This is a genomic window from Kitasatospora sp. NPDC059577 (assembly GCF_042735475.1).
GTDB lineage: Bacteria > Actinomycetota > Actinomycetes > Streptomycetales > Streptomycetaceae > Kitasatospora.
In genome coordinates this window covers 95,854-121,251 of record NZ_JBHWBZ010000002.1, presented here as the reverse complement: position 1 = coordinate 121,251, position 25,398 = coordinate 95,854, and the positions used below count along the sequence as shown (strand labels likewise).

General features: G+C 74.1%; 22 protein-coding genes and 1 riboswitch. Of the genes, 15 read left to right on the top strand and 7 right to left on the bottom strand.

The features are described 5' to 3' along the window. Positions 1-180: 180 nt before the first annotated feature. Together ACFV0O_RS03130 and ACFV0O_RS03125 are read left to right on the top strand one after the other, a co-directional pair. Positions 181-702: a hypothetical protein gene (locus ACFV0O_RS03130; protein ID WP_380335584.1), complete on the top strand. Its 522-nt coding sequence runs from the start codon at positions 181-183 to the stop codon at positions 700-702. 156 nt (positions 703-858) lie between these two features. Further along, positions 859-1,362, top strand: coding sequence for a hypothetical protein (locus tag ACFV0O_RS03125; RefSeq protein WP_380335581.1), 504 nt, complete (start codon positions 859-861; stop codon positions 1,360-1,362). Positions 1,363-1,612: 250 nt separating this feature from the next. Here the strand turns inward: ACFV0O_RS03125 and ACFV0O_RS03120 are convergent, their stop codons facing one another. Beyond that, entirely contained in the window at positions 1,613-1,900 is a 288-nt protein-coding gene (locus tag ACFV0O_RS03120) for an SHOCT domain-containing protein (protein ID WP_380335579.1), read from the bottom strand. Between the two features lie 24 nt (positions 1,901-1,924). Then, complete coding sequence (locus tag ACFV0O_RS03115; protein WP_380335576.1) at positions 1,925-2,419, bottom strand: DUF6325 family protein; 495 nt, start codon at positions 2,417-2,419, stop codon at positions 1,925-1,927. 432 nt (positions 2,420-2,851) lie between these two features. Here ACFV0O_RS03115 and ACFV0O_RS03110 point away from each other — a divergent pair, with 432 nt between their 5' ends. The 9 genes from ACFV0O_RS03110 to ACFV0O_RS03070 all read left to right on the top strand — a co-directional run bounded on the left by ACFV0O_RS03110 (position 2,852) and on the right by ACFV0O_RS03070 (position 15,202). Further along, positions 2,852-4,300, top strand: a complete 1,449-nt coding sequence (locus tag ACFV0O_RS03110) for a hypothetical protein (RefSeq protein ID WP_380335574.1) — start codon at positions 2,852-2,854, stop codon at positions 4,298-4,300. A 67-nt stretch (positions 4,301-4,367) separates the two neighbouring features. Beyond that, positions 4,368-5,996 (top strand): sulfatase-like hydrolase/transferase, encoded by a 1,629-nt coding sequence (locus tag ACFV0O_RS03105; RefSeq protein ID WP_380335571.1) that lies wholly within the window; start codon positions 4,368-4,370, stop codon positions 5,994-5,996. Positions 5,997-6,568: 572 nt separating this feature from the next. Next, positions 6,569-6,997 carry a hypothetical protein gene (locus ACFV0O_RS03100; RefSeq protein ID WP_360265726.1) on the top strand — a complete coding sequence of 143 codons (429 nt, stop codon included), beginning with the start codon at positions 6,569-6,571 and terminating at the stop codon, positions 6,995-6,997. A gap of 163 nt (positions 6,998-7,160) precedes the next feature. Then, positions 7,161-7,919, top strand: coding sequence for a DeoR/GlpR family DNA-binding transcription regulator (locus tag ACFV0O_RS03095; RefSeq protein WP_380335568.1), 759 nt, complete (start codon positions 7,161-7,163; stop codon positions 7,917-7,919). A gap of 277 nt (positions 7,920-8,196) precedes the next feature. Continuing rightward, positions 8,197-9,483, top strand: coding sequence for an extracellular solute-binding protein (locus ACFV0O_RS03090; protein WP_380335565.1), 1,287 nt, complete (start codon positions 8,197-8,199; stop codon positions 9,481-9,483). Between the two features lie 120 nt (positions 9,484-9,603). Continuing rightward, positions 9,604-10,539: a carbohydrate ABC transporter permease gene (locus tag ACFV0O_RS03085; protein WP_380335562.1), complete on the top strand. Its 936-nt coding sequence runs from the start codon at positions 9,604-9,606 to the stop codon at positions 10,537-10,539. Then, positions 10,536-11,375, top strand: a complete 840-nt coding sequence (locus tag ACFV0O_RS03080) for a carbohydrate ABC transporter permease (RefSeq protein ID WP_380335559.1) — start codon at positions 10,536-10,538, stop codon at positions 11,373-11,375. The genes ACFV0O_RS03085 and ACFV0O_RS03080 overlap by 4 nt, the downstream gene beginning before the upstream one ends. Before the next feature lie 55 nt (positions 11,376-11,430). Next, entirely contained in the window at positions 11,431-12,372 is a 942-nt protein-coding gene (locus ACFV0O_RS03075; protein WP_380335557.1) for an SIS domain-containing protein, read from the top strand. Positions 12,373-12,580: 208 nt separating this feature from the next. Continuing rightward, complete coding sequence (locus ACFV0O_RS03070) at positions 12,581-15,202, top strand: TIM-barrel domain-containing protein (RefSeq protein ID WP_380335555.1); 2,622 nt, start codon at positions 12,581-12,583, stop codon at positions 15,200-15,202. A gap of 90 nt (positions 15,203-15,292) precedes the next feature. Here the strand turns inward: ACFV0O_RS03070 and ACFV0O_RS03065 are convergent, their stop codons facing one another. The 3 genes from ACFV0O_RS03065 to ACFV0O_RS03055 form a co-directional block, all read right to left on the bottom strand. Beyond that, positions 15,293-15,886 carry a hypothetical protein gene (locus ACFV0O_RS03065; RefSeq protein WP_380335552.1) on the bottom strand — a complete coding sequence of 198 codons (594 nt, stop codon included), beginning with the start codon at positions 15,884-15,886 and terminating at the stop codon, positions 15,293-15,295. A 302-nt stretch (positions 15,887-16,188) separates the two neighbouring features. Beyond that, positions 16,189-17,529 carry an NRAMP family divalent metal transporter gene (locus ACFV0O_RS03060; protein ID WP_380335549.1) on the bottom strand — a complete coding sequence of 447 codons (1,341 nt, stop codon included), beginning with the start codon at positions 17,527-17,529 and terminating at the stop codon, positions 16,189-16,191. Next, positions 17,526-18,893 (bottom strand): magnesium transporter MgtE N-terminal domain-containing protein, encoded by a 1,368-nt coding sequence (locus tag ACFV0O_RS03055; protein WP_380335546.1) that lies wholly within the window; start codon positions 18,891-18,893, stop codon positions 17,526-17,528. The genes ACFV0O_RS03060 and ACFV0O_RS03055 overlap by 4 nt, the downstream gene beginning before the upstream one ends. A gap of 310 nt (positions 18,894-19,203) precedes the next feature. After that, positions 19,204-19,408, bottom strand: a riboswitch (M-box (ykoK) riboswitch). A gap of 404 nt (positions 19,409-19,812) precedes the next feature. Between ACFV0O_RS03055 and ACFV0O_RS03050 the strand changes: the two genes are divergently transcribed. Continuing rightward, entirely contained in the window at positions 19,813-20,520 is a 708-nt protein-coding gene (locus tag ACFV0O_RS03050; RefSeq protein ID WP_380335543.1) for a DUF4232 domain-containing protein, read from the top strand. Positions 20,521-20,656: 136 nt separating this feature from the next. Here the strand turns inward: ACFV0O_RS03050 and ACFV0O_RS03045 are convergent, their stop codons facing one another. Continuing rightward, positions 20,657-21,346, bottom strand: a complete 690-nt coding sequence (locus tag ACFV0O_RS03045; RefSeq protein WP_380335541.1) for a phosphonatase-like hydrolase — start codon at positions 21,344-21,346, stop codon at positions 20,657-20,659. Positions 21,347-21,350: 4 nt separating this feature from the next. After that, positions 21,351-22,112, bottom strand: coding sequence for a GntR family transcriptional regulator (locus ACFV0O_RS03040; RefSeq protein ID WP_380335539.1), 762 nt, complete (start codon positions 22,110-22,112; stop codon positions 21,351-21,353). Positions 22,113-22,273: 161 nt separating this feature from the next. Between ACFV0O_RS03040 and ACFV0O_RS03035 the strand changes: the two genes are divergently transcribed. The 3 genes from ACFV0O_RS03035 (at position 22,274) to ACFV0O_RS03025 (ending at position 25,170) form a co-directional block, all read left to right on the top strand. Beyond that, complete coding sequence (locus tag ACFV0O_RS03035) at positions 22,274-23,479, top strand: TIGR03364 family FAD-dependent oxidoreductase (RefSeq protein WP_380335536.1); 1,206 nt, start codon at positions 22,274-22,276, stop codon at positions 23,477-23,479. 132 nt (positions 23,480-23,611) lie between these two features. Then, the gene (locus ACFV0O_RS03030) at positions 23,612-24,322 is read left to right on the top strand and encodes a hypothetical protein (protein ID WP_380335533.1); all 711 of its coding nucleotides are present in this window, start codon (positions 23,612-23,614) and stop codon (positions 24,320-24,322) included. 158 nt (positions 24,323-24,480) lie between these two features. Then, the gene (locus ACFV0O_RS03025; RefSeq protein ID WP_380335531.1) at positions 24,481-25,170 is read left to right on the top strand and encodes an SDR family oxidoreductase; all 690 of its coding nucleotides are present in this window, start codon (positions 24,481-24,483) and stop codon (positions 25,168-25,170) included. The last annotated feature ends 228 nt before the right edge of the window (positions 25,171-25,398 follow it).

Genomic DNA, 25,398 nt, shown 5'->3' with positions numbered 1-25,398 from the left:
GGCCGCGGCGGCCGCGCGCCTCGGCGCGCCCCCCCCGCGCGCGCGGCGCGCGGCCCCCCCCCCCCCCCCCCCCCCCCACCGCTCACCTGCCGGGGGTGAGGCCGGGGCCCCCGGGAGCGGCGAGGATGGCTGCAGCGGGCTCATCGGTCGTCCCCCCGCGCGGGGACGGGAGGAGGCACCGTGGCAACGTCCCGCAGTCAGTCCCCGGCCCCGCCCGGACGGGCCCCGGAGGGGGCCGCGAACCGGACGGACTACGCCGGCGCGGTGTACGGCTCGATGCTGGCGGCCTCCGTGATCGCGGCCTCCAGCCTCCAGGAGCCGCACCCCCGGCTGTCGCTCATCCTGCTGCTGGTGATCACCGGGCTGGTCTTCTGGATCGCCCACGTCTACGCCGAGGTGGCCGGAGAGCGCGAGGTCGGCCGCACGGTCAAGTGGCACCAGGTGCGCAAGGTCGGTCGGCACGAGTGGCCGCTCGTCGAGGCGTCGGCACTGCCCGCCCTGGCGGTTCTGGTCAGCCCCTGGCTCGGGGCCGGGGAGAACGCCTGGCTCGCCCTCGGCGTCGCCGTGGCCCAGCAGGTGACCTGGGCGACCCTGGGCGCCCGCCGGGCCGGAGCCACGACGCGCCAGGCCGCCGCCGAGGGCGCGGTCAACCTGGTCCTGGGCCTGGTCATCGTGGCGGCCAAGGTGGCCGTCGGGCACTGAATCACCCGGTCCGGGTGGTGCCGCCGCCGCGCGGATCTGACTGAGTGGTGGCATCGGGCCCCTCGCCGCCGCCGCGGACGCCCGGCCGGTGGACCAGCCGGTCCGCCGACGCCACGGTCGCGCGCGGCACGGCCGTACCCCCACCTGGAGGCAACCATGACCGCCATCGCCCCGCACGGTGCGAACCCGTCAGCCGGCGCCCGCGGAACCGGTCATCCGGGCTCCGGACTGATCACCTTCGCCGGTGTGCTGCTGGTGCTGCTGGGCGCCCTCAACGCCCTGGACGGCATCGCCGCCATCGCACGGTCGCACGTTTTCATCGGCGACGCCCACTACGTCTTCGGCGACCTGCGCGCCTGGGGCTGGGCGATCCTGGCCCTGGCGGTCGTCCAACTCGCCGCGGCCTACGGCGTCCTGGTGACCCGCGCGCAGTGGGCCCGGTGGACCGGTGTCGTCGTGCTCGGTCTGAACGCCTTCGCGCAGATGGCCTTCGCCCCCTCGTACCCGCTCTGGTCGGTGACCCTGCTCGCGATCGACGTGATCGGCATCTACGCCCTGACCGCCCACGGCGGCCCCGGGCAGCCGGAGCCGTCCCTCCCGCCGGCCGCGCCCGCCGCGCCGCGGGCGGAAGGGGGTTCGCAGTCCACTCCCGGCGCCTGAGCACGGCGTCCGGTGCACGGACCGGTCCGGTGTCGGGGTGTCCCGGCACCGGACCGGTCCGTGGGCGGTGTGTTTCCACCGGTCCGTCCCTGCTGCTCTCCCCGGGGCCGTGCCCGTGGGCGGGGGCCGCAGCGGTCGCGGGCCGCGGACGCGACGGTGCCCCGTCGGACGCGACGGTGCCCCGTCCCGGGCCGGACCGGGACGGGGCACCACGCGTCGACGGCTGTTCAGCCGGCGACGCCCGGGGTGGTCAGCCGGCGAGGAGCCGCTGCTTCTGCGCCGCGAACTCCTCGTTCGTGAGCACCCCCTGGTCCCTCAGCTGCGCCAGCTGCTGCAACTGCGAGATCTTGTCGTCCATGCTCGCGGGTGCGGGAGCGGCGGGAGCCGGTGCGGGCGGCGGGGGCGGCGGCGCGGGTTCGGCCGCCGCGTCCTGCTGGGCCCAGCGGCCCGCCTGACGGCGGGACACCCGGTTGGACACGGAGGTCGCCGTGCCGGCGATGACGGCGGTGCGCGCCACTCCGCGCAGTAGTCCAGGCATGACTGGTTTCTCCTCTCGGTGAGGTCACCCGGCGGCGGACGCCCCGGAGGCGGAGCCCTCCGACGCATCGGCCCCGGCGGTGTCGTCCAGTTCGTCCAGGGAGTGCAGCAGGTCCGCCACCGGCACCCGGCCACTGGCGACGACCCGGGCACCGCCCCGGCGCAGGGCCGTGGCAAACGGCGCGGCCCAGGTGTTCTCGTAGATCAGCACCCCGGCCGAGTTCCCGGGTTCGAGGACCGCGGCGGCCTCGCCCAGGTCGTCGGCGCCGATCAGGCCCGAGCCGACCCCCTCGAAGACGGCCAGGTCCAGCAGGCCGTCACCGTCGAAGTCGGCGATTTCCATCCCGACGACGGTGCCGTCGGCGTCCTTGCGCACGAACGCGAAGTCCAGGATGCGGATCACGCCCCGGTCCACCAGGTCGATCAGCAGGGGAAGCCCCTCCCCGGTCATGCGGTTGCCGGGGAACTCGACCACCAGGTAGTCGACGGGCCCGGTCTCGACGAGGTCGTCCTCGGCCATGGCGGTGCTCCTTCCACGTGGAGTCCGTCGCCCGGCCGACCGGCCCGGGCGCTGCTTCGACGCTAGGTCCCGCCGCCCGCCCGGGGATCACCTGCCCGGGGTGAGGGCACGGTCCGGTGCCGGACGCCGAATGCCGGGCGGCGGCAGCGGGCACGGAGCCGGCGCGGAGCGGGCACGGAGTGGGCGCGGAGCGGGCGCGTGCCGCCGGAGCGCCGCTTCCGCCGCTCGTCCGGGCGGCCCAATCCGGCGTGCCGGGCGGCGGACCTTGCGGCGTGAATGAGGAACAGCGGCAGTACGGCCGCGTGCCGACCGCCGGGAGAATCGTTGAACGGGCCACTGGAAACCCCTTCGTCCGAGCCCCCCACGGGCGCGCCGGTGAACGGGGGCACGCCCCCGGAGCCCCGGCACCGCTCCCGGGCGGGCGGGATCGTCATGAGCACCGTCTCCGCCGTGCTGATCACGCTGACCTGCATCCTGGTGCCGATCTCGCTGCTCACCGTCTGGGTGCACGACATCGTGCTGGACACCAACCGCTACGTCTCCACCGTCGCCCCGCTGGCCACCAACCCCGCGATCCAGGACGCCGCGGTCGCCCGGATCACGAAGGCGGTGGACGTGAAGGTGGACGGGCCGGCCGTCGCCTCCGACGTGTCCTCCTGGCTGCAGTCACAGGGCCTGCCGCCCAAGGCCGCCTCGGCGGTGAAGGCACTCGGGCCCAAGATCGACGACGCGGTGGACCAGGTGGTCACCAAGGCCGCGACCAAGGTCGTGCAGAGCAACGCCTTCGCCACCGCGTGGACGCAGGCCAACCGCGCCGCGCACACGGCCGTGGTCCACGCCCTCACCGGCGAGGGCCGGGGCGCGGTCGAGGTCAACGGCGGCACCGTCACCCTCAACGTCGGGACGGCCGTCGACACGCTGAAGAACGACCTGGTGTCCGCCGGCCTGACCCCGGCCGAGAAGATCCCCGACGTCAACAAGCAGCTCGTGCTGTTCCAGTCCGACAAGCTGGCCAAGATCCGCCGTGCCGCGCACGCCCTTGACGTGATCGGCAACTGGCTGCCGATCATCACCGTGCTGATCGGCGCGATCGGCGTCGTGCTGGCGCGGCGCCGGCGCCGCGCCCTGGTGGCCACGACGCTCGGCGCGGCCTTCGCCTGCCTGCTGGTGGCGATCGCCCTGGTGATCGCCCGCCACTACTACCTCGACCATCTGCCGCCCGCCGTGCAGTCCCCGGCCGCGGCGGCCGCGGTCTTCGACACGCTGCTGCACTTCCTGCGGATCAGCCTGCGCACCGCGATCGTGCTGGGTGTGGTGATCGCGCTCGGCGCCTACCTCTCCGGCGCGGGACGGCTGCCGCGCGGCGTGCGCGGCCGGGCCGACCACGTCGCGGACTCCGTGGCGGGCTGGAGCGGCTCGCACGGCGTGACCACCGGCCGGGTCGGGACCTGGACCGAGGCCCACCGCCGCTGGCTCATCCTCGGCGCACTGCTGATCGTGGCCCTGGTGTTCGCCCTCTGGAACCACCCGACCGTGCTGACCGTGCTGCTGCTGGTCCTGGTGCTGCTCGCGGTGCTCGCCGTCCTGGCACTGCTCGCCGCGTCCGGCCGGGTCGTCGCCACCAGCCCCGCCACCGGCGCGGGCGGAGCGGCCGGCACCGATGGCGGAGCCGGTACCGGTGGAGGCGCCGGCCCCTCGGCCGGGCAGGGCGGCCCCGCCGGGCAGGGCGGGGTTTCCGGGGCGGGCGACGCCGCCGGGCAGGGCGGCCCCGCAGGTCAGGGCCCCTCCACGGGTCAGGGCCCCTCCACCGGTCAGGGCGGCCCCGCTGGTCAGGGCAGGGCTTCCGGGGAGGGCGACTCCGGCAGTCGTACCGACGAGTGACGGACGACCGGCACCGAGCGCCCGACCCGGACCTCCCGACCGTTCCGCACACCCAGAACAGGTGGCCATGACCCATCGCCCGAACATCCTGCTGATCGTCACCGACGAGGAACGGGCGGCGATCCCCCGCCCGCCGGGCTACACCCTGCCCGCCCGGGAGCGGCTCGCCGAGCGGGGCACCACCTTCGAGCGCTACTACACCGCCTCGGCCATGTGCAGCTCCGCGCGGTCCGTCATCTACACCGGGCAGCACCTGCCGCTGACCGAGATCTACGACAACGACAACATGCCCTACATCCGCCCGCTGGACCCGCGGTTGGGCACGCTCGGCACGATGCTGCGCCAGGCCGGCTACTTCTGCACCTACCAGGGCAAGTGGCACCTGTCGAACGCCTACGTCACGCCGCAGAACCCCGGGCCTACCACGGACGCCCTGGAGCCGTACGGGTTCAGCGAGTTCAACGACTGGGGGGACATCGACGGCGGAGCATGGGCCGGGCTCAGGATCGACCCCGTGATCGCCGGCCAGGCTGTGAAGTGGCTGCGCAACCGGGCCCCGGTCGTGGCGGCCGACCAGCCCTGGTTCATGGCCGTCAACTTCGTGAACCCGCACGACATCATGAGCTTCGACTACGGCGGATCGCCCCGGGTCCGGCTGCCCTTCGGCCTCGCGCACGCCGTGGTGGCACGGGCCGCCGCCGACATCCCGGTCTACCGCCGCCGCTGGGACTTCGACCTGCCCGCCAGCCTGCGCGACGACCTGTCCGGCGCGGCACCGGCGGTGGTGGAGTTCGCGCGCATGATCGACACGGTGTTCGGTCCGGTGGCCGACGAACGGCACTGGTACGACGGCCTGAACTTCTACCTCAACGCCATCCGGGACGTCGACCGCAGCATCGAGTTCGTGCTCGACGCGCTGGAGGCCTCCGGCCAGGCCGACCGGACCGTGGTCGTCTTCACCTCGGACCACGGCGAGATGGCGGGGAGCCACGGCCTGCGCCAGAAGGGCAACCTGGTCTACGACGAGAACGTCCACGTCCCGTTCGTGCTCTGCCACCCCGACGCGGCCGGCGGCGGCCGCACCGAGGCGCTCGCCTCCGCCGTCGACCTCGCGCCCACCCTGCTGGAGTTCGCCGGACTGGACCGCACGGCGACCGCCACCCGCTTCCCCGCCCTGCACGGCCACTCCCTGGCGCCGGCCATGGACGGCACGGCCGTCCGCGAGGGCGTGCTCACCGCCGTCGAGTCCATCACCACGCTGGACTCCTCGTTCTGGTTCGAGTTCGCCGACCCCCGCGCCCCCGAGCGCGCCCAGTCGGGGGAGCTGCGCCCGGACTGGGAGAAGCGCGGCTTCCTGCGCGGCTACCTCGACCACCGGTACACCTTCGGCCGTTACTTCTCCCCGCTCGACCCGAACCGCCCCGCCGACGTCGACTCGCTGTTCGCGCACAACGACGTGGTGCTCTACGACCGTGCGGACGACCCCGACGAGCTGCGGAACCTCGCCGCCGACCCGGCTCACCGCGACCTCGTCGCCCGGTACAGTGCCCGGCTGGAGGAGCTGATCACCGCGGAGATCGGCGAGGACACCCGCGCCTGGGTCGGGGAACGCCCCCGACTGCTCGGCTGGCCCACCTGGCACGGCGACACCGACCGGCCGGTGCCTGCCGGGGCCGGGGCCGAGGCTGAGCGGTGAGCGGTCGCGTTCCCGGGCCTTCTCGGCCGTGGGTCCTCCGCCGGGGGTCCTCCGCCGTGCGTCCCCCGCCGGGGGTCCTGCGGCCGGCCGGCCGCCCGGCGTGGGCGTCACGGTCCGTGACCGAGGAGCGTCCCGCCCACGACAGGACGCGGGTCCGGTCCTACCGTGAACGTAGGGCTTCTGTTCCGGGCTCTTTCCGCCAGCCGAGCTTGACGGGCGGTCGCCATGCGAGACGACGACGTGTTCCGCACCGGTTCCGGGCCGTACCCGGGTGCCGGGCGGGTGCCGCCGCAGGACGGACCCGGCACCGCCGCCGCGCCGCCGATGGCCGGTGCCGCGGTCCGGAGCCTCGCGGCCCGGCCGCGTGAACCGGACCTCACGGCCGCGGGCCTCACCGTCCGTCACGGTTCCGGTCCGTGCGCTCCGCGCCGTGTCACCCCCGGCCTCCCGCCGCCCGCCCGCGCCGGTGGGGAGCCGGACGGGTGGCACCTTCCGGGAACACTCCCGCCCGACTGTTCGTCCCTTCCGACCCCCGCCGTCCGCGAGGCGGTGCCATCGAAGGAGTCCATGCCATGACCAGCAGTGTTACCGGGTCCGGCCAGAACGCCCGAGCCCGCGATCCGCACCCCTTCGCGAGCGGGTGGACCATCTTCGCCGGGGTCATGCTGATCACCGCCGGCCTCATGGCGATCTTCCAGGGGACCTCCGCGATCGCCAAGGACGACCTGGTCGTCGTCACGCGCTCCTACGTGTACTCGATGAACACCGAAGGGTGGGGATGGATCCACCTCGTCCTCGGCGTCATCGTCGTGGTGGCGGGCATCGCGATCTTCAGCGGAGCCGTCTGGGCGAGAGCCGTCGGCATCGTCGTCGCCGGGCTGGGAATGATCGCCAACTTCCTCTGGCTGCCCTACTACCCGTTCTGGGCCATCGTCCTGATCGCGATCGACGCGACCGTCATCTGGGCGCTGTGCGTCGGCCGGATGAAGACGGAGCTCTGAGGACAGAACCCTGAGGACGGAGTTCCGAAGACGGAGTTCCGAGGACCCCCGACAGCAGGTCCGCCCGGGCTTCCGCGATGCCCGTCCACTGCGGAAGCCCCGGCGTGCTGTGAGCGGTCCTGCGCGGAACCGCCCGGAGCGGGGGCGGCACTAGACTTCCGCCATGCTCAAAGCTGACCGTACCGCCCGGATCCTCGCGCACATCGCCGAGGCGGGCAGCGCCGACGTGCACGAGCTGGCCGGGCTGCTCCGGGTGTCCCCGGCCACCGTCCGGCGGGACCTGCAGGAACTGCACGACCAGGGGCTGCTGCACCGCACCCGTGGCGGAGCCGTGACCGGGGCCGTCAACCTGGAACTGCCGCTGCGGCACAAGCACGGGAAGCGGCAGGCCGAGAAGCGGCGGATCGCCCTGGCCGCCGACCGGTTGGTGCCGGACGGCGCGGTGGTGGGCCTGACCGGCGGCACCACGACGAGCGAGCTGGCCCGGGTGCTGGCCGAGCGCGGCGGGATCACCATCGTCACCAACGCCGTCAACATCGCGGCCGACCTCATCGTCCGGCCGGACGTCCGGCTGGTGGTGGTCGGCGGCATCGCCCGGACCACGAGCTACGAACTGGTGGGACCGGCCGCCGACCGGATGCTCGCCCAGTACCACCTGGACGTCGCCTTCATCGGGGTGGACGGCCTGACGGCCCAGGAGGGCTGCACCACGCACGACGAGATGGAGGCCCAGACGGACCGGGCGTTCCTGCGCGCCGGCGCGCGGTCCGTCGTCCTGGCGGACAGCACCAAGATCGGCCGGGTCACCTTCGCGAGGATCTGCCCGCTCTCGGACGTCCACGAGCTGGTCACCGACGACGAGGCCGGCGCGGCCCGGGAGCAGGAGATCGCCGCGTGCGGCGTGCGGGTCCTGCGGGCCTGAAGCCGCCGCCGAACCCCTGCCGGACACCACCCCACGCCGTCGAACGCCGTCGAACGCCGCCGACGGCCCCGAACGCCGCCGGATCGCGGCCTGAACCCTGTGCCGACCCGTACGCACCCCTGACGCCCGGCCGGGCCCGCCCCGGCCGGGCTTTTCGGTGTCCCGGCCGTTGACATGAACTGCCTGAAGCAGGAAGCTCTTTCGGAACTGCTCAGAACCAGCTCTCTTCAAGCAACTTGGATCAGCCGATCGAGCTCGCACGAAGGCGGTAACTGCGGTGAACAAATCTGTGCTGTCCCTCGCCACGACGTGCGCCCTCGCCGCACTCGCCCTCACGGCCTGCGGCAGCGGCGGTGGCGCCGGGAGCGAGGACGCCGGGTCCGGCCCCGGGCGCAAGGTGACGCTCAAACTGGTCGCCGCCGACTACGGCGACAAGGAGTCCAACAGCTCCAAGGCCTACTGGAAGGGCCTCGCCGCCGCCTTCACGGCGGCCCACCCCGACATCACCGTCGACGTCCAGGTGGTCAACTGGAACGACATCGACAAGCAGGTCAAGACGATGATCCAGAGCGGCAACGTCCCGGACGTCCTGCAGACCGGCGGCTACGCCGACAAGGTCGCCGACGACCTGCTCTACAAGGCCGAGGACGTGCTGTCCGTCGACACCCGCGCCAACCTCATCGACAGCCTCGCCCGGGCGGGCAGCGTCAACGGCGTGCAGTACGGCATCCCGTTCGTCTCCTCGGCCCGCGCCTTCTTCTACAACAAGGCGGTCCTCCAGCAGGCCGGCATCACCCGGCCGCCCACCACCTGGGACGAGCTGCGCGAGGACGCCGCGCTCATCAAGGCCAAGGTGCCCGGGGTCACCCCGTACGCGCTGCCGCTGGGCCCCGAGGAGGCCCAGGGCGAGAGCATGCTCTGGGAACTCGGGAACGGCGGCGGCCCCACCGGCAAGGACGGCACCTACACCCTCGACAGCCAGGCCAACGTCGACACCTTCCGCTGGCTCAGGAGCAGCCTCGTCGACCCGGGCCTGACCTACGCCAATCCCGCCAGCACCGACCGCAAGACCGCGTTCGCCGACTTCGCCGCGGGCAAGGCGGCCATGCTCAACGGGCACCCCTCGCTGATCACGATGGCCCGGGACGGCAAGGTCGACTACGGCGTCGCGCCCGTCCCCGGCAAGACGGGCCCGCTCGCGTCCACCCTCGGCGTGGCCGACTGGATGATGGCGTTCAAGAAGAACGGCCACCGCGACCAGGTCCGCAGCTTCCTCGACTTCGTCTACACCAAGGACAACACGCTCCGGTTCTACGAGACCTACAACCTGATGCCGGTCACCCAGGACGCCCTGCGGGAGATGACCGCCGACGGGAAGCACCCGGACCTGGAACCCTTCTTCGCCCTGCTGCCCGGGGCCACCTTCTACCCGCTGGGCGACACCAGTTGGGAGGCCGTCTCGGCCGAGCTGAAGAAGTCCGTCGGCAGCGCCGTCGCCGGAGACCCGGCCAAGGTGCTCGGCGACCTGGAGAAGAAGGCCCGGGACGCCGTCGCGAACAAGTAGCCGCGAACACGTAGTTGTGAACACGTAGCCGCGAACACGTAGCTGCGAACACGTAGCCGCGCACCAGCGGCCGCCCCCACGGGAGGCCGTCCCCCACGTGCCCCGCGAAAGGCACCCGCCATGACCGTCCGTGCCCCCGCCCCGCAGGCGGCCGGGCCCCGCCGGCGCGCACCCGCCCGTGCGCGCCGCCGCCGCGGCCCCGGACCGCTGCCCTGGATCGCCCCGGCCCTCCTGCTGATCGCCCTCGTCGTCCTGTGGCCCGTGTACGAGATGGTCCGCACCTCGTTCCTGCGCGTCAGCACCAGCGGCTTCGTCCGCGGCCCGGCCGGGCTGGACAAGTACCGCAAGCTCCTCGGCGAGGCCGACCTCGGCCGCGTGCTGCTGTCCACCGTGCTCTGGACCGTCGCCGTGGTCGCCCTGACGATGGTGCTCTCGCTCGGCCTGGCCCAGCTGTTCGACCAGCGCTTCCCCGGCCGCAGGTTCGCCCGCTGGGCCCTGATCGCGCCATGGGCGGCGTCCGTCCTGATGACCGCGATCGGGTTCCGGTGGATGCTCGACCGGACCGCCGGCGTGCTCAACACCGCGATGACGGACCTCGGCCTCGTCGACGGGCCCCGCGACTGGCTCGGCGATCCGGCGACCGCCTGGCCGTGGATGGTGGCCGTCGCCGTCTTCGTCTCGCTGCCGTTCACCACCTACACCCTGCTCGCCGGCCTGCAGACCATCCCCGGGGAGCTGTACGAGGCGGCTCGGGTGGACGGCGCCTCCCGGTGGCAGACCTACCGGAGGCTCACCCTGCCGCTGCTGCGCCCGGCCTTCCTGGTCGGCCTGGTGATCAACCTGATCAACGTCTTCAACTCCTTCCCCGTCATCTGGGGCATGACCCAGGGCGGCCCGAGCAGCGACACGGCCACCACCACCGTGTTCGTGTACCAGTTGAAGAGCTCCGACATCGGCGAGTCCGCGGCCATGTCGGTGGTCAACTTCGCCCTGGTCGTGGTCATGGTCCTGGCCTTCCTCAAGGTCACCGGCCGGGCTCGTGGGGAGGAGAGTTGACGGACCGTCGGACACCGCCGGGCATTCGCCCGCGCACCCTGCTGGTCGCCGCAGCGGCCTGGCTGCTCGCCGCCGTCTTCCTGCTCCCGTACCTGGAGATGGCCGTCACGGCGCTGCGCCCGGCCGACGAACTGCGCGACCCGACCTACCTGCCGCGGCACTTCGCCTGGTCCAACTTCGTCGACGTCTGGCGCGACTCCACCCTCGGCGCCAACCTGCGGGTCACCCTGCTGGTCGCGGGCGGCTCCACCCTGCTGGTGCTGCTGGTCGCGCTGCCCGCCGCGTACCACACCGCGCGGGTGCGCTACCGGGGGCGCCGGCTCTTCCTGCTCCTGGTGCTGGTCACCCAGATGTTCCAGCCGACCTCGCTGCTGGTGGGCCTGTACCGCGAGTTCTACCGGCTGGACATGCTCAACTCGGTCTGGACGCTGATCCTCTGCAACGCCGCCTTCAACCTGGCCTTCGCCGTCTGGATCCTCACCGCCTACATCGGCTCGATCCCGGTCGAGCTGGAGGAGGCCGCCATGATCGACGGCCTCGGCCGGCTCGGCGCGCTGCGCCGGGTGGTGCTGCCGCTGGCCATGCCCGGCGTGGTCACCGCGCTGGTCTTCACCTTCATCGCGGCCTGGAACGAGTTCGTGATGGGCCTGACCCTCTCGACGGCGCCGGAGCGCCAGCCCCTCACCGTCGGGATCAACAGCTTCATCGGCAACTACACCGTGGAGTGGAACTACCTCTTCGCCGGCTCGGTCGTCGCCATCGTGCCGGTCGTGGTGCTGTTCGCCCTCATCGAGCGCCGGGTGGTGTCCGGACTGACCGCCGGATCGGTCAAGTAGCGCCCGCCGCCGTCCGGTCGACCCGTCCGACCAGCCCTTCCGAAGGAGTCGCCGCATGACCTCCCACACCGCAGCCGAGATCGCCTCGCAGCCCGCGTGCTGGCGCCGCGCCGCCGAGTCGCTGCCCCGGCACGCCGACGTCCTGCCCCGCCGGGGCGAGCGGGTCGCCGTCACCGGGTGCGGCACCTCCTGGTTCATGGCCCAGGCCTACGCGGCGCTGCGTGAGGGCGGAGGCCACGGCGAGACGGACGCCTTCGCCGCCTCCGAGTTCCCCCACGGGCGCCGCTACGACCGGGTGCTGGCCATCTCCCGCTCCGGCACCACCACCGAGGTGCTGGACCTGCTCGCCCGCGCCCGCGCCGCCGGAGTGCCCACCGGCGCCCTCACCGCCGACCCGGCCACGCCGGTCGTGGCGCTGGCCGACACCGTCGCGGTGCTCGACTTCGCCGACGAGCGCTCGGTGGTGCAGACCCGCTTCGCGACCACCGCCCTGGCCCTGCTCCGCGCCCGGCTGGAGACCGAGGACGCCCTCCCGGCGGGAGTGCGCCCGCTGGCCCGGGCGGTGCGCGACGCCGAACGGGCCGTCACGGAACCGCTGCCCGCCGCACTCGACGGCGCCGAGCAGTTCACCTTCCTCGGCCGGGGCTGGACCCACGGCCTGGCGCTGGAGGCCGGGCTCAAGCTGCGCGAGGCGGCCGGGGCGTGGACCGAGGCGTACCCGGCCATGGAGTACCGGCACGGGCCGATCGCCATCGCCGCGCCGGGCCGGGTCACCTGGACGTTCGGCCCGCTGCCCGACGGGCTCACCGAGGACATCGCCCGGGCCGGCGGCCGGCTCGTCGCCGGGTCCGGCGACGCGGCGGCGGACCTCGACCCGCTGGCCGACCTGGTCCGGGCCCAGCGGCTGGCCGTCGCCGTCGCCGCCGCGCGGGGCTGCGATCCGGACCGGCCCCGCCACCTCACCCGGTCGGTCGTGCTGCGCGACCACGGTGCCTGAGGAGGGAGCGCCGACAGCCCGCAACCGGGTCCGCCCCGGCCCGTCCGCCGAGACCGCCAGCCCGCCGAACCCCCTTGTGCCGCGACTCCCCGTCCGCCACCACCACCCCCCGAACGGAGGCACCGCCGTGCGCTTACCCCGCCCCCGACCCAGCAGGCCCCACCGACCCCGACCCCACCGACCCAGGCCCCGCCGGGCCGCCCTCGCCGTGGCCCTGAGCAGCATCACCGCGCTGGCCGGGCCCGCGCTCCCCGCCCGGGCCGCCACCCCCGGCTCCGCCGTCCTCGACCAGGGCCACCAGAGCGTCACCTGGCAGAGCCCGCAGTACGCCAAGGGCACCCTCGGCGACCCGGCCTCCTGCCCGCCCGCCGCGCAGGACCCGGGCGGCGCCGTCTGCGACCACTTCGACCTGACCGTGAACGTGCCGGCCGGCTACTGGAACGACAACCCGGAGGGCGGCGTCCCGGTCTCCGTCCGCTGGCAGAACCAGACCGACGACTTCGACCTCTACGTCTACGACGCCGCCGGCAAACAGGTCGCGAGCAGTGCGGGCACCGCCGACCCGGAGGCCACGGTGATCCCGAAGGCCTCGGGCACCTACCGCGTCCTGGTCGTCCCCTACGACGTCCACGGCGGCTCCTACACCGGCACGGCCTACCTGCCGCAGACCTCCGACGCGGGCGACCTGACCTCCTTCGGCGGCTCGCAGGGGAGTTACGACGTCTCCGCCGGCACGCTGAAGGCCAGGGTCGACTTCCTCGCCGACGACCAGCTGCGGCTGCGCGCCGCCCCGGACGGCGTCCTCACCGACCCGGCCGGCAGCACCATCGTCCGCAAGCAGCCCGAACCCCAGCGCGACACCAGCACCTTCGACGCCGGCACCTACTACGGCATCCGCTCGAAGGACCTGGTCCTGCGGGTCTACAAGCACCCGCTGCGGTTCGGCCTCTACAAGGCGGACGGCACCGCCCTGTGGCAGGAGGACGCCCCGCTGCGCTGGAGCACCGGCGGACTGCGGCAGAGCCTGGTGCGCGGCGCGGACGAGCAGTTCTTCGGCGGCGGCGAGCAGAACGGCTCCTTCTCGCACCGGGACAGGACCGTCCACGTCGCCAACAGCTTCGACTGGAACGAGGGCGGCTGGAACAACTCCCAGCCGTTCTACGTCTCCAGCGCCGGCTACGGCGTCTTCCGGAACACCTTCGCGCCCGGGACCTACGACTTCGGCTCGCCCGTCCACACGGGACAGCAGGAACGCCGCCTGGACGCCTACTACTTCACCGGTGACGTCAAGTCGGTGATCGGCCGGTACACCGCCCTCGTCGGCAAGCCCTTCATGCCGCCCGTCTACGGCCTGGAGCCCGGCGACTCCGACTGCTACCTGCACAACGCCAACCGCGGCGAGCGCCACACCACCGACGCGCTGAAGGTCGCCGACGACTACGTGCGGAACCAGATGCCGCTGGGCTGGATGCTGGTCAACGACGGCTACGGCTGCGGCTACGAGAACCTGGCGCAGACCGGCGAGGGCCTGCGCAAGGACCACGCCCAGCTGGGCCTGTGGACCCAGAACGGCCTGCCCGACCAGGCCACCGAGGTGAAGGCCGGCGTCCGGGTGCGCAAGCTCGACGTGGCCTGGGTCGGCAACGGCTACGACTTCGCGCTGAACGCCTGCGACCAGGCCAAGGCCGGCATCGAGGACAGCAGCGACGCCCGCGGCTTCGTCTGGCTGCCGGTCTCCTGGGCCGGCGCCCAGCGCTGCGGCGTGCTGTGGAGCGGCGACCAGAGCCTGTCCTGGGACTACGTCCGCTGGCAGATCCCGACCTACGCCGGCGCCACCATGTCCGGCATCGCCTACAACACCGGCGACGTCGGCTCGATCTACCGCCGCGACCCGAAGATGTACACCCGCGACCTGCAGTGGAAGGCCTTCCTCCCGGCGATCATGACGATGGACGGCTGGGCCCGGGACATGACGGGCAAGCAGCAGCGCGACCAGCAGCCCTGGCTGGACGGCGAGCCGTACACCTCGATCAACCGGAAGTACCTGCAGCTCAAGGAACGGCTGCTGCCCTACATGTACACCCTGTCCGAGGAGGCCACCCGCACCGGCATCGGTGCCGTCCGCCCGCTCGCCCTGGAGTACCCGCACGACCCGAACGCCCTGGGGCCGAACGCGACCTACGAGTTCCTCGCCGGGCCCGACTTCCTCGTCGCACCGGTCTACTCGGACACCGCCGTGCGCGACGGCATCTACCTGCCCGAGGGCACCTGGACCGACTACTGGACCGGCCGCACCTACCAGGGGCCGACCACGGTCGACGGCTACTCCGCCCCGCTCGACACGCTGCCGCTGTTCGTCCGCGGCGGCGCGATCGTGCCCATGTGGCCCAAGGGCACGCTGTCCTGGGAGAACCGGGACCGCTCCGAACTCGACTACGACCTCTACCCGCAGGCGAAGGGCGACTCCTCGTACACCCTGTACGAGGACGACGGCGTCACCCGGCAGTTCGCCGCCGGCTCCTCGGCCACCCAGCGGGTGGACGTGCACACCAACCGGGCCGTCACCACCGTCGACGTCGGCGCCAGCGAGGGGACCTACGCGGGCAAACCGGCCGAGCGGGGGTACCGCTTCACCGTCCACGGCCGGCCGGCCCCGCGCCTGGTGGTCACGGACGACGGCCCGCTGCCCCGGCTCGGCTCGGCGGCCGCGCTCGACTCGGCCCGCTCGGGGTGGTACTACGACGCCGCGACCGGGGTGACGCAGGTCCGGACGCCGTCCGTCCCCACCGACGACGGCTTCTCGCTGCGCCTGATCCACGGCGGCAACTGACCGGCGCCGCGCCGGGAACCGTGCCGCGACGGCGGGAGCGGGAGGTCGGCAGGGCCGATCTCCCGCTCCCGTTCCGCGCTGCGGGAGCGCTCAGCCGAGCAGGAGGAACTTGGTGGACGGGACGCCCTGGTAGAGGCTGCAGTCGGTGTTCTGGGTGGTCGCGCTGTACGTGAAGCCCTTGGGCACGTCACAGGCCCAGAGACCGCTGACCGGCTTGCGGAGGTGGAAGGCGTTGGACGGGACGCCGGGCTGGAGACTGCAGGCGGTGCCCCAGGTGATCCAGTCGTAGGTGAAGGCCGGGGTGCCGACGCAGGCGGTCATGCCGTCGGCCGGCGTGCGCAGGTGGTACTGGTTCGACTGGACGCCGCTCTGCTGGCTGCAGGCGAGGCCCCAGGTGATCTGGTCGTAGACGAAGCCGGGCGCGCTGAGACAGGCCGTCAGTCCGTCGACGGGGGTCCGCAGGTGGAACTGCGGCGAGTTCCAGCTCCCGCCGCCGCTGCAGCTGCGGTTCATCGACACCTGGTCGTAGACGTACCCGGACGGCACGGTGCAGGCCCAACTGCCGTCCAGCCCGGTGGTGGTGGCGCTCGCGGTGGTCGCGGTGGCCGCGCCCGAGAGCAGCAGGGCGAAGGCGGCGAGCGCGGCGAGTAACAGGCGGGCGGGGCGGGTGCGTGCGGTGGACATGGCTCTCCCTGGGGGGTGACCGGAACGGCACGGAAACGCGGGGAACGGCGGTACCGGGCGGGCCGACGACGGGGGCGCGGCCCGACCCGACGGTTCTAGCACTGTGGAGTCGTGGACATCTCGTGAACGGGTCGACGAGTGGCTTCACCGGAACCGCACGGCCGAGGTTCGGCCGAAATCGCGCGATCCGCGGCGGGGAGCGTCAGCGGCCCGCCCCGGCCGGGCCGGGGGGACGAGGCCCGCCGGACCGATGACGAAGGGCCCCGCCGGCCGCTGCCGACGGGGCCCCGCACGCTCCGGTTTCAGGCGAGACCGAACCAGCCGAGGACGGTCTGGACGAGCAGGATCGTCGACATGGCCGCGACGCCGACCACCACGACGGTGGCCGCGAGGCGGTAGCGCGGGCTGTTGGCGGCATCGCCGAGCACGGCACGGCGGTTGGTCAGCACGAGCAGGTAGATCAGCACGATCGGGCTGATCAGACCCTGCAGGACCTGGGTGCCGATCAGCAGCTGGATGACGTCCACCGGGGTCAGCGCGACGACGGCGCCGAGCGCGATCTGGGCGGTGAACACCCCGAGGAACAGCGGGGCGTCGCGGAAGCTGCGGGAGACGGAACGCTCGACGCCGGCGGCCTCGCCGATGGCGTAGCTCGCCGAGAGCGGCACCACGGCGCCGGCCAGCGCGGAGGCGCCGATCAGGCCGAAGGCGAACAGCAGCTCGGCGCCGTGACCGGCGACCGGTGTGAGCGCCTCGGCGGCCTGCGCGGCGGACTCCAGCGGGCCGGTGCCGCCGATCGCGGCCGCGGTGGCGATGATGATGGTCAGGCTGATCACGCAGGCGAACACGGCGCCGAGCACGGCGTCGGCGCGGATCAGCTTGTAGTCGGCGGGCTTGGCGCCGCGGTCGACGACTCCCGCGGCGGCGTAGAACTGCATGTAGGGGCTGACCGTGGTGCCGATGAGCGCGACGGCCAGCAGGATGAAGTCCTTGCTGGGCTCCAGGTGCGGGACGACCAGGTGCTCGCCGACCCGGCCCCAGTCGGGGTGGCCGAGGACCATGGCGACCGGGTAGGCGAAGAACGCCAGCGACATGATCAGGAAGATCCGCTCGGCCCACTTGTAGGAGCCGAACAGCACCAGCGACCAGAGCAGGACGGCGGCCGGCGGGATGACCGCCCACTTGGGCACCCCGAGCAGCTCGAACGCGGCGCCGATCCCGGCGAACTCGCTGACCACCAGACCGGTGTTGGCGAGCAGCAGGCAGAACACCGCGAGGGCGGTCAGGCGCAGGCTGAACTGTTCGCGGATCAGCGCGCCCAGGCCCTTGCCGGTGTGGGCGCCGAGCCGGACGGCCATCTCCTGCACCATGACCAGGGCGACGGTGACCAGCACCATGAAGAACAGCGTGCCGTAGGTGAACTGGGAGCCCGCGCTGGCGTAGGTGGCGATGCCGGCGGCGTCGTTGCCGGCGTTGGCGGCGACCAGGCCGGGGCCGGCGACCATCGCGACGGCGGCGATCCGGCGCCAGCCCCGGCGGCGGCCGGGCGGTGCGGTGCCGGGCGGCGCGGCCGCCGGGTGGGCGGTGTCCGCACCGCGGTCCGAGCGGGTGCCGGAGGTGCGGGTGTCGAGGTCGCGGGTCACTTGAGGAGCCTCCGGAAGTGCAGGCGCCCGCGCTCGGGCAGCAGCGTGTCGAGGATGTCGTCGGCCAGGACGCGGCCGAGCGGGCGGCCGGTGTCGTCGACCACGAGCAGGGAGGTCGCGCGGGCCGCGATCAGGTGGTCGGCGGCCTCGGCGAGGCGGGTGTCGGGCGGGACGGTCACCGGCGGGCCGAACTGGGCCAGCCAGCCGAGCAGGTCGGCGACCACCGTGGTGTCCTCGGCCACGGCCAGGTCGAACAGGGGGAGGTCGCCGAGCAGCCGGCCGTCCTCGTCCAGCACGGCGACCGCGTCGATGTCGGTGCGGTGGTCGGCCTGCGCGGCGAGCTCCGCCCGGACCCGGGCGACGGTGTGTGCGGGGCCGGCGGTGACCAGCAGGGTGGTCATCGCGCCACCCGCGGTGCCCTCGCGGTGGGTGAGCAGGGCGCGCAGCTCGGCCGCCCCGGGCGCGGGCATCCGGGCGAGCAGGGTCTCGCGCTCGCCGGGGTCGAGGTCGCGCAGGGCGTCGGCGGCCTCGTCGGGCTCCATCTCGTCGACCAGCCGGGCGGCGTGCTCGGGCGGGGCCTCGCGGAGCAGGTTCTCCAGCTCGGCGGGTTCCATCTCCTCCAGCGCGTCCGCGGCGTGCTCGGGCTCCAGCCAGCCGAGCAGCTGCTGGCGTTCGTGGCGGCCGAGGTCCTCCAGGATGTCGGCCAGGTCGGCCGGGCGCAGCCGGTGCAGCGCGGAGCGGGAGGCGCGCAGCCGGACCTCGGCCGGTCCGTGGGTCGCCTGCTCGCCGAACGGGGCGACGGACTGCCAGTCCAGGACGCGGTCCGGGGTCGGGCGGGCCTGCCAGCGGCGGGGGCCGAGGCGGCGCAGCAGGGTCGGCAGGGAGACGTCGACGCCGACCAGGACGGTGCGGGCGGCCAGCGGGGCCAGGTAGAGGTCGGCGGCGCGGGTGACCTGCACGCCGTCCACGTCGACGAGTTGGTGGTCCAGCACGTCGCGGGCGAGCAGCACCTCGCCGGGCCGGCGGTTGAACTCGCGCAGGTCCACCCGGGCGGTGCGCAGCCGGACCCGGCCGGTCAGGATCCGGTCGACGGCGTCGGCGGCGATGAAGGCGCGGCGACGGCCTATCCGGATGATCAGACCGGTGACGGGCGGGTAGGGCTCCGGCCCGTAGAGCCGGGCGACCACGTCGACGATCCGGCCCATCTCCTCCCCGGCCTGGTTGGCGACCGGGCCGCCGATCAGGCCGGCGAGGGAGACCAGCGAGGACCGGACGGCCCGGGAGGCCGTGGTGCGGCGCTCGGCGTCGACCGTGCGGTCGCGCAGCCGGGCCGTGGCGGACGAGAACAGTGTGGTGGCAGCCACGAGGAAGACCCCCTCACCCCGGAGTGACCGGGGCACACGGGCCGCCCGACGGCGCGCCGCGCCACCCCGGCCGCGGGCCGGGACCGGGCGCGCGCCGACGCGTCCCGAGGTGGTCGGGACGGGCAGGCGGAGCGGGCCGGACCGGAGCGGTCAGGGCAGGCGGGGGCGCCTCGGACGGCGGAAGGACGGCGAGGACGATGCGGGAATGGGCCGACTATGGCCAGGACTTCCGTCCATCACGCCTCCCTCCCGGTCTCGGCCGCGCATCGAGGCGGCGGCGGCACGGCAGGGGGGACCGACGTCTCCGCCCGGTGCACCCCCACTCGTCAGAGCTTTGGCACTCCACGGCGTGTCCCTGGTCGCCGGCGGGCCCGGTCGAGTCCGGTCGCGAGCGGCGGGAAGCCACTTGGGGTCACCCCTTGAGCCGGGGAGACCTGTCCTGATCCGGAGCGTCTCTCGACAGGTGGGATCAGTGGCCTGTGTCCGTGAAGACGCCTCACCGAACGAGGTGTCTGTTCAAATCTGCCCCAGGATAGGCCCCGACCCCCCTTCCGGCGAAACCCTTGACCGGACTTTGACCCCCGGCCGACCTGCGGGGGAGCCGCCGGGCGCGCGTCGGCGCCCGGGCGGTGCGCGGCGACGGGCCCCGACTCCCCCCGTCGGGAACGATCATGACGGGGTGTCAGGGAGGCGGTCCCGTCGACGGGGGCGGCCGGTCCCGGGGAGCCGGTGGACAGCGGGCGCGGGCGGGCGCCCCGGCCGCGACGCCCCGGCCGGGCCGGCGCCGTTCGACGGTGGCGGCCCGGTCCCGTCACCGTCCTGTCACAGCCGCCCGCCCGGGGAACCGGTCCCGCGGCAGCGGTGTGTACCGGGCAGGTGCCGGCAGTGGGCCGCACCGCTCGAACCCTCGGGGGACCTCATGCGGAACGGACAGTACGGAACGAAGACCCGAAGAGCCGCGGTTGCCGTCGTCTCGGCCGCCACCGCCGCTCTGCTGGTGACGGCGTGCGGGCCCGGGGGCGACGGGCCCGGGCCGGCCGCCGCGCCGACCGCGGCGCCGACGGCGGCGGCAACCGTCCCGACCGCGCCGGGCGCACCGGCGCCCACCAAGGGCGGCCCGGCCACCGGCGGCCCGGCCACGGGAGCCGCTCCGGCCGGTGCATCCCCGTCCGCCGGTGCGACGGCCCCGGCCTGCGGGGTCGGCGACCTGAAGGCGGACGCCCACCAGGCCGCGCAGCGGCCCGCGGGCACCGGGGTGGGAGCGGTCGTCGTCGCGTTCACCGACACCTCCGCCCACCCGTGCACCCTGCAGGGCTTCCCGACCGTGGCCGGGGCGGCCAACGGCTCCCCGGACCGCAACGCCCCGCTCGCCGTCACTCACACCGGCGCCGCCGCCCCGGTGCGGCTGGCCCCCGGCGGGAAGGCCTGGCTCAAGCTCACCTTCGTCCAGGTCCAGGGCGAGGGCGACGGCAGCTGCGTCTCGGGGGCCACGCCGGTCGCCTACCCCACCCTCGTGGTGGGCCTGCCGGGCGCGGGAGCGCATCAGGTGGCCCTGGCCGACGGCCTCTTCGCCGAGTGCGACAACAAGGTGACCGCCACCGCGGTGCTGGCCACCAGCCCGTCCTGACGGGGTGTCCGCCGGGCCGGGCCGCGCGTCGATCGGGCCGGGCCGGGCGGCCGGGTTCCCGGCGGTCGGGCTCGTACGGCCGTGTTCCGCGGGTCGTGCCGGGCGACCGCGGGCCGTGGGCCATGGGGCCGTGAGGTCAGGCCGTCGGCCGGGTCTCGGGCAGGGCCGGGATGTCGGCGACGCCGTCCAGCACGTGGGTGTGCGGGCGGCCCTCGAAGGCGGCGCGGGTGAGTTCCCCGGTCAGCACGCCGATGACCACGCCGGCCCCGGCGTTGGCGCCCGCCTCGACGTCGACGACGGTGTCGCCGGCGACCAGCACGCGGCGGGTGTCGATGACCCCGGTCTTCTCCATCGCCCGGTGGATCATGTGCGGCGCCGGACGCCCGCGCGGGACCTCGTCCGAGGTGACGACCGCGTCGAGGTTGCCGCCCTCGCCGGTGGACCAGCCGAGCGATTCGAGCAGCGGGTACGCGACGTCGTCGCTGAAGCCGGTGGTCAGCGCGACCTTGATGCCGCGTCGGCGCAGCTCGGCGAGGGCGTCCTCGACGCCGGGCAGGGCCCGCGGAGGAGTGGTCCGGTAGGCCTCGCGGAGGAACTCGGCGAAGGCCGCGTAGCCGTCCTCGACGAGCTCCGGGGTCGGGGTGCCGCCGCCGGTGCGGACCAGGGCGGCGATGGCCTCGCGCTTGTCGGTGCCCATCCAGGTCTGCAGGTCGGCCTCGGCGACGGCGACTCCGGTGCGCTCGACGGCGGTGCGCAGTGCCCGGTAGACGGCGCCTGCCTCGTCGATGGTGGTACCGGCCATGTCCAGGGCGGCGAGCTCGATCACGGTGTCAGTCCTCTTCGGTGCGGTAGCGGCCGATGACGGTACGGCCTTCGATGGTGTTCTCGATGGTGAAGGTGGCCATGGCGGGCAGGTAGCGGTCGTCGGCGTCCTCCAGCGGCACGCCCCGGCTGGACGTGGTGAGCCGCCGCACGCGCAGCAGCGGGTCGCCGACGGCGACCCGGAGGAGTTCGGCGTCGTGCGGCTCGGCGGCGACGGCGTCGATGGTGTGCCGGGCGCGGTGCAGGTCGACCTCGCGGCGCAGCAGTTCCTCGTAGACGGACCCGGTGTCCGGGTCGAAGTCGAAGAGCACGCGGCCGACCTCGTGGACGAAGGTGGAGCGCTCCAGCATGGCGGGGACGTCGTCCAGCAGGCGCAGCCGGACCAGTTCGACGACGGGTGCGCCCTCGACCAGGCCGAGCCGGGCCGCGGCCTCCGGGGACGCCCGGCGCCGGGCCACCTCGATGGTCGTCTGTCCGGGCTCGCGGCCGATGGTCCGGGCCCACTGGGTGAAGGACAGGAAGGTGCCGAACGGCTGGGAGGGCGCCGTGCGGCGGGCGACCGGCGGCTTCCCGCGTCCGCCGGTCAGGCTGCCCTCGTGGCGCAGCATGGCCAGGGCCTGGCGGACCGGGCCGCGGGAGGTGCCGAACTCGGCGCAGAGCTGCGACTCGCTGGGCACCGGACGGCCCTCGGGCCACTCGCCAGACTCGATCCGGCGTTGGAACTCGGCGCCGAGTCGTTGGTGGAGCGGGAGGTCCTCACTTGTCTTCACAAGTCGACTATGACACTCGGGGGTGGGACTTCTCAAGGCGGCCCACCTGCGTGTTTTCCGGAACAAGTGCCAGTATCCGCTGGTCGTCGCGTGGATGAACGAACGGTAACTTGTATAGACACCTCTTGACGTCGAGGTCGCCGAGCCCGGAATCTGGAGCCATGAGCAGCAGCACCGCACCCGCAACCGCCTCCGCCGCCCCCCGTACCCGCACGACCCGCACGACCGGCACGCCCGGCCGCAGCGACGTGGTGATCGTCGGCGCCGGCATCATCGGCCTGGCCCACGCCTTCGAGGCGCTGAGCCGGGGACTGTCCGTCACGGTCGTCGATCGCGACCGGCAGCCCGTCGGCGCCTCGGTCCGCAACTTCGGCCACTGCTGCATCAGCGCCCAGGACGGCGAACTCCTCGCCCTCGCCCAGCGCTCCCGGCCCGGCTGGCTGCGCGCCGCCGAGGCCACCGGCATCTGGGCCGCGGAGGCCGGCACCCTGGTGGTGGCCCGGTCGGCGACCGAGGCGGCCGTCCTGGAGGAACTGCGCGCCGAGCGCGGCGGCGACGCCGTCGAGCTGCGCACCGCCGCGCAGACGGCGGCGCTGCTCGGCCGCGCGGACGCCGACGCCGGCGACCTGGTGGGCGGCGCGCTGCTGCCCGCCGACCTGCGGGTGAACCCGCGGGAGGCGGCGCCCGGCCTGGCCCGCTGGGTGGCCGACCAGCCCGGCGGGCAGGTCCTGTGGGGTACCGCCGTCACCGGCGTCGAGCCCGGGACGGTCCACACCACCCGCGGCCCGGTCCACGGCGACCGGATCCTGATCTGCGTCGGCCACGACCTGGACTACCTGTTCCCCGACGTCGCCGAGGACCACGAGGTCCAGCGCTGCCGCCTCACCATGGCGCGGGCCGAGGCCCCGGCCGGCTTCCGCACCGACTCCGCGGTGCTGACCGCCACGTCGATGCTGCGCTACGACGCCTTCGCCACCCGCCCGTCCGCCGCCCGGCTGCGGGAGGAGGTGCTGGGCCACAGCCGCGAGCTGCTCGACATCGGCGCCAACGTGATGTTCGCCCGGCTCCCGGACGGCACGGTGCTGGTCGGCGACTCGCACCACTACGACGCCACCACCCCGCCGTTCATCGACGAGCGCACCCACGAGCTGCTGACCGGCGCGATCGCCCGGGTCCTGGGCGTGGAGCGGCTGCGGATCGTCGAACGCTGGCAGGGCGTCTACGCCAGCAGCTCCCGCGGCCCCCTGCTGGTGCGGGACCTGGCGCCGGGCGTCCGCGCCGTCACCGTCACCTCGGGCATCGGCATGACCCTGTCCTTCGGCCTGGCGGCCGCCACCTTCGACGGGACCCTGGCCGCGACCGCCTGAATCCGGCCCCGCCCGATCGGGCCCCCGGCCGGTACGGCCGTTCCGTCCGGGGCGCTCCCGGTGGCCCCGGCCACCGGCGGCGCCCCGGCCGGCGAATCGCGACTGTCAGTGGCGCGTGACACAGTGCGGCGCATGAACGTGCCCACCACACTGCACAGTTGGGACGACTCCGTCGCCCTCTTCGAGCGCCGCGGCCTGCCCGTCTCCACCTACGAGAACCTCTACGAGGAGTCGTACGACGTCCACACCGGCGCACTCTCGATCGACGGTCACTTCGACCTCGACGCCGCCGAACTCGACGGCACCGGCTACATCGTGGACGGCGACCTCGACGTCAGCGGCGCCGTCCTCAACATCGACGACGGCTGCCCCGCGCTGATCGTCCTCGGCGACCTCAGGGCGGCCGCCGTCTACCTGGAGGGCGACGCCAAGCTCCTGGTACGCGGCAGCGTCCACGTCGAGGCCTTCGTCGGCAACATGACCGACAAGCTGGTGATGCTCCACGGCGACCTGCGCGCCGGGGTCACGGTGCTGTCCGCCGAGTTCGCCCCCGACCTCGTCGAGGGCACCCTGGACGGTCCCGTCCTCGCACCCGCCTACCTGGCACCCTCCTTCGCCGGGGCGCCCGTCGCCGCCGACGCGGTGCTCGTGCCCGAGGTCCTGCGCACCGGTGCCGGCGACGAATCCGAGAGCCTGCGGTGCTTCGACGCCCCCGGTGTCCACGGCGGCCGGCTGCTGCGCCGCATCGAGGCCGGGCTCCCCGTCACCCTGGCCCGCTCGGGCCCGGCCCCGGCATCGGACGGGGACGCAGGGGCGACCGGGAACGGGGTCGTGGAGGGCTGACCCCCGACGGGCCGCCCTACGAGGGGGAGTGGAGCAGGGGCGCGCGGCGCCGAGCGGCCGCCGGACGTGCGCGCCCGCGTGCGGGTCCGGTGCCGCCGGGCTCCGGGACGGCGTGAACTCGCCGTTCCGCAGCGGTGGCCGGGGGTAGGGAGGGCGGCATGGGCGTTCATCTCATCACCGGTGCGGGCTCCGGGATCGGCGCGGCGACGGCCGGGCTGCTCGCGGAGCGGGGCGAGGACCTCTGGCTGCTGGCCAGGGACGAGGAACGGGCGGAGGAGTTGCGGTCGCGGTTCCCGGGGAGCCGCACGCTGGCGGCGGACCTCGCGGAACCGACGGAACTGGCGGCGGCGCTCGGCAAGCAGGAACTGCCGGAACGACTGGACTCGCTGATGCACGTCGCCGGGACGCTGGAGCCCGGGACGGTCGCCGGCCTGGACCCGGGGGTGTGGCTGGGGATGCTGGCGGTCAACTGCGTGGCCCCGGCCGAACTGACGCGTCTGCTGCTGCCCGCCCTGCGGGCGGCCCCGGGGCGGGTGGTGTTCGTCAACTCGGGCGCCGGGCTGCACGCCCCGCCCGGTCTCGGGGGCTACGCGGCCTCGAAGTTCGCCCTGCGGGCGCTCGCCGAGTCACTGCGGGCGGAGGAGTACCGCAGCGGGATCCGGGTCACGACGGTGTTCCCGGGCGAGGTCGACACCCCCATGCAGGCCAGGCTCCACGACGCGCTCGGCCTGCCGTACGACCCGGGGATCTGCCTCGCTGCGGCGTCCGTCGCCGCGGCGGTGGTCGGGGTGCTGGACTTCCCCGCGGACGGCACCCTGAGCGAGCTGACGATTCGTCCGGGCTGCTGAACGGCCGACCCCCGGGCGCGGGGCCCCCCCCGGCCCCCCCGCCCGTCTTCCGGGCCGGGCGGCGGGCACGTCCGCCGGGCCGGGAGCCGGGGACGGCCGCCGGGCCGGGAGCCGGGGACGGCCGCCGGGCGTCAAGGCCGCCCGCGGGCGGAGGGCCCCCCGCGGGCCCAACCCCCCCCGAAAGGTCCAAGGGCCGCAACCGAAACACCCCCACCCCCGCCAGGCCAT

What these genes read in the sequence shown, in the direction of transcription:
- ACFV0O_RS03035 (WP_380335536.1), top strand. Translation starts at nt 22,274, where the DNA reads ATGAGCAGCAGCACCGCACCCGCAACCGCCTCCGCCGCCCCCCGTACC.
- ACFV0O_RS03065 (WP_380335552.1), bottom strand. Translation starts at nt 15,886, where the DNA reads ATGTCCACCGCACGCACCCGCCCCGCCCGCCTGTTACTCGCCGCGCTC.
- ACFV0O_RS03030 (WP_380335533.1), top strand. Translation starts at nt 23,612, where the DNA reads ATGAACGTGCCCACCACACTGCACAGTTGGGACGACTCCGTCGCCCTC.
- ACFV0O_RS03120 (WP_380335579.1), bottom strand. Translation starts at nt 1,900, where the DNA reads ATGCCTGGACTACTGCGCGGAGTGGCGCGCACCGCCGTCATCGCCGGC.
- ACFV0O_RS03115 (WP_380335576.1), bottom strand. Translation starts at nt 2,419, where the DNA reads ATGGCCGAGGACGACCTCGTCGAGACCGGGCCCGTCGACTACCTGGTG.
- ACFV0O_RS03075 (WP_380335557.1), top strand. Translation starts at nt 11,431, where the DNA reads ATGACCTCCCACACCGCAGCCGAGATCGCCTCGCAGCCCGCGTGCTGG.
- ACFV0O_RS03110 (WP_380335574.1), top strand. Translation starts at nt 2,852, where the DNA reads ATGAGCACCGTCTCCGCCGTGCTGATCACGCTGACCTGCATCCTGGTG.
- ACFV0O_RS03025 (WP_380335531.1), top strand. Translation starts at nt 24,481, where the DNA reads ATGGGCGTTCATCTCATCACCGGTGCGGGCTCCGGGATCGGCGCGGCG.
- ACFV0O_RS03105 (WP_380335571.1), top strand. Translation starts at nt 4,368, where the DNA reads ATGACCCATCGCCCGAACATCCTGCTGATCGTCACCGACGAGGAACGG.
- ACFV0O_RS03050 (WP_380335543.1), top strand. Translation starts at nt 19,813, where the DNA reads ATGCGGAACGGACAGTACGGAACGAAGACCCGAAGAGCCGCGGTTGCC.
- ACFV0O_RS03100 (WP_360265726.1), top strand. Translation starts at nt 6,569, where the DNA reads ATGACCAGCAGTGTTACCGGGTCCGGCCAGAACGCCCGAGCCCGCGAT.
- ACFV0O_RS03125 (WP_380335581.1), top strand. Translation starts at nt 859, where the DNA reads ATGACCGCCATCGCCCCGCACGGTGCGAACCCGTCAGCCGGCGCCCGC.
- ACFV0O_RS03085 (WP_380335562.1), top strand. Translation starts at nt 9,604, where the DNA reads ATGACCGTCCGTGCCCCCGCCCCGCAGGCGGCCGGGCCCCGCCGGCGC.
- ACFV0O_RS03095 (WP_380335568.1), top strand. Translation starts at nt 7,161, where the DNA reads ATGCTCAAAGCTGACCGTACCGCCCGGATCCTCGCGCACATCGCCGAG.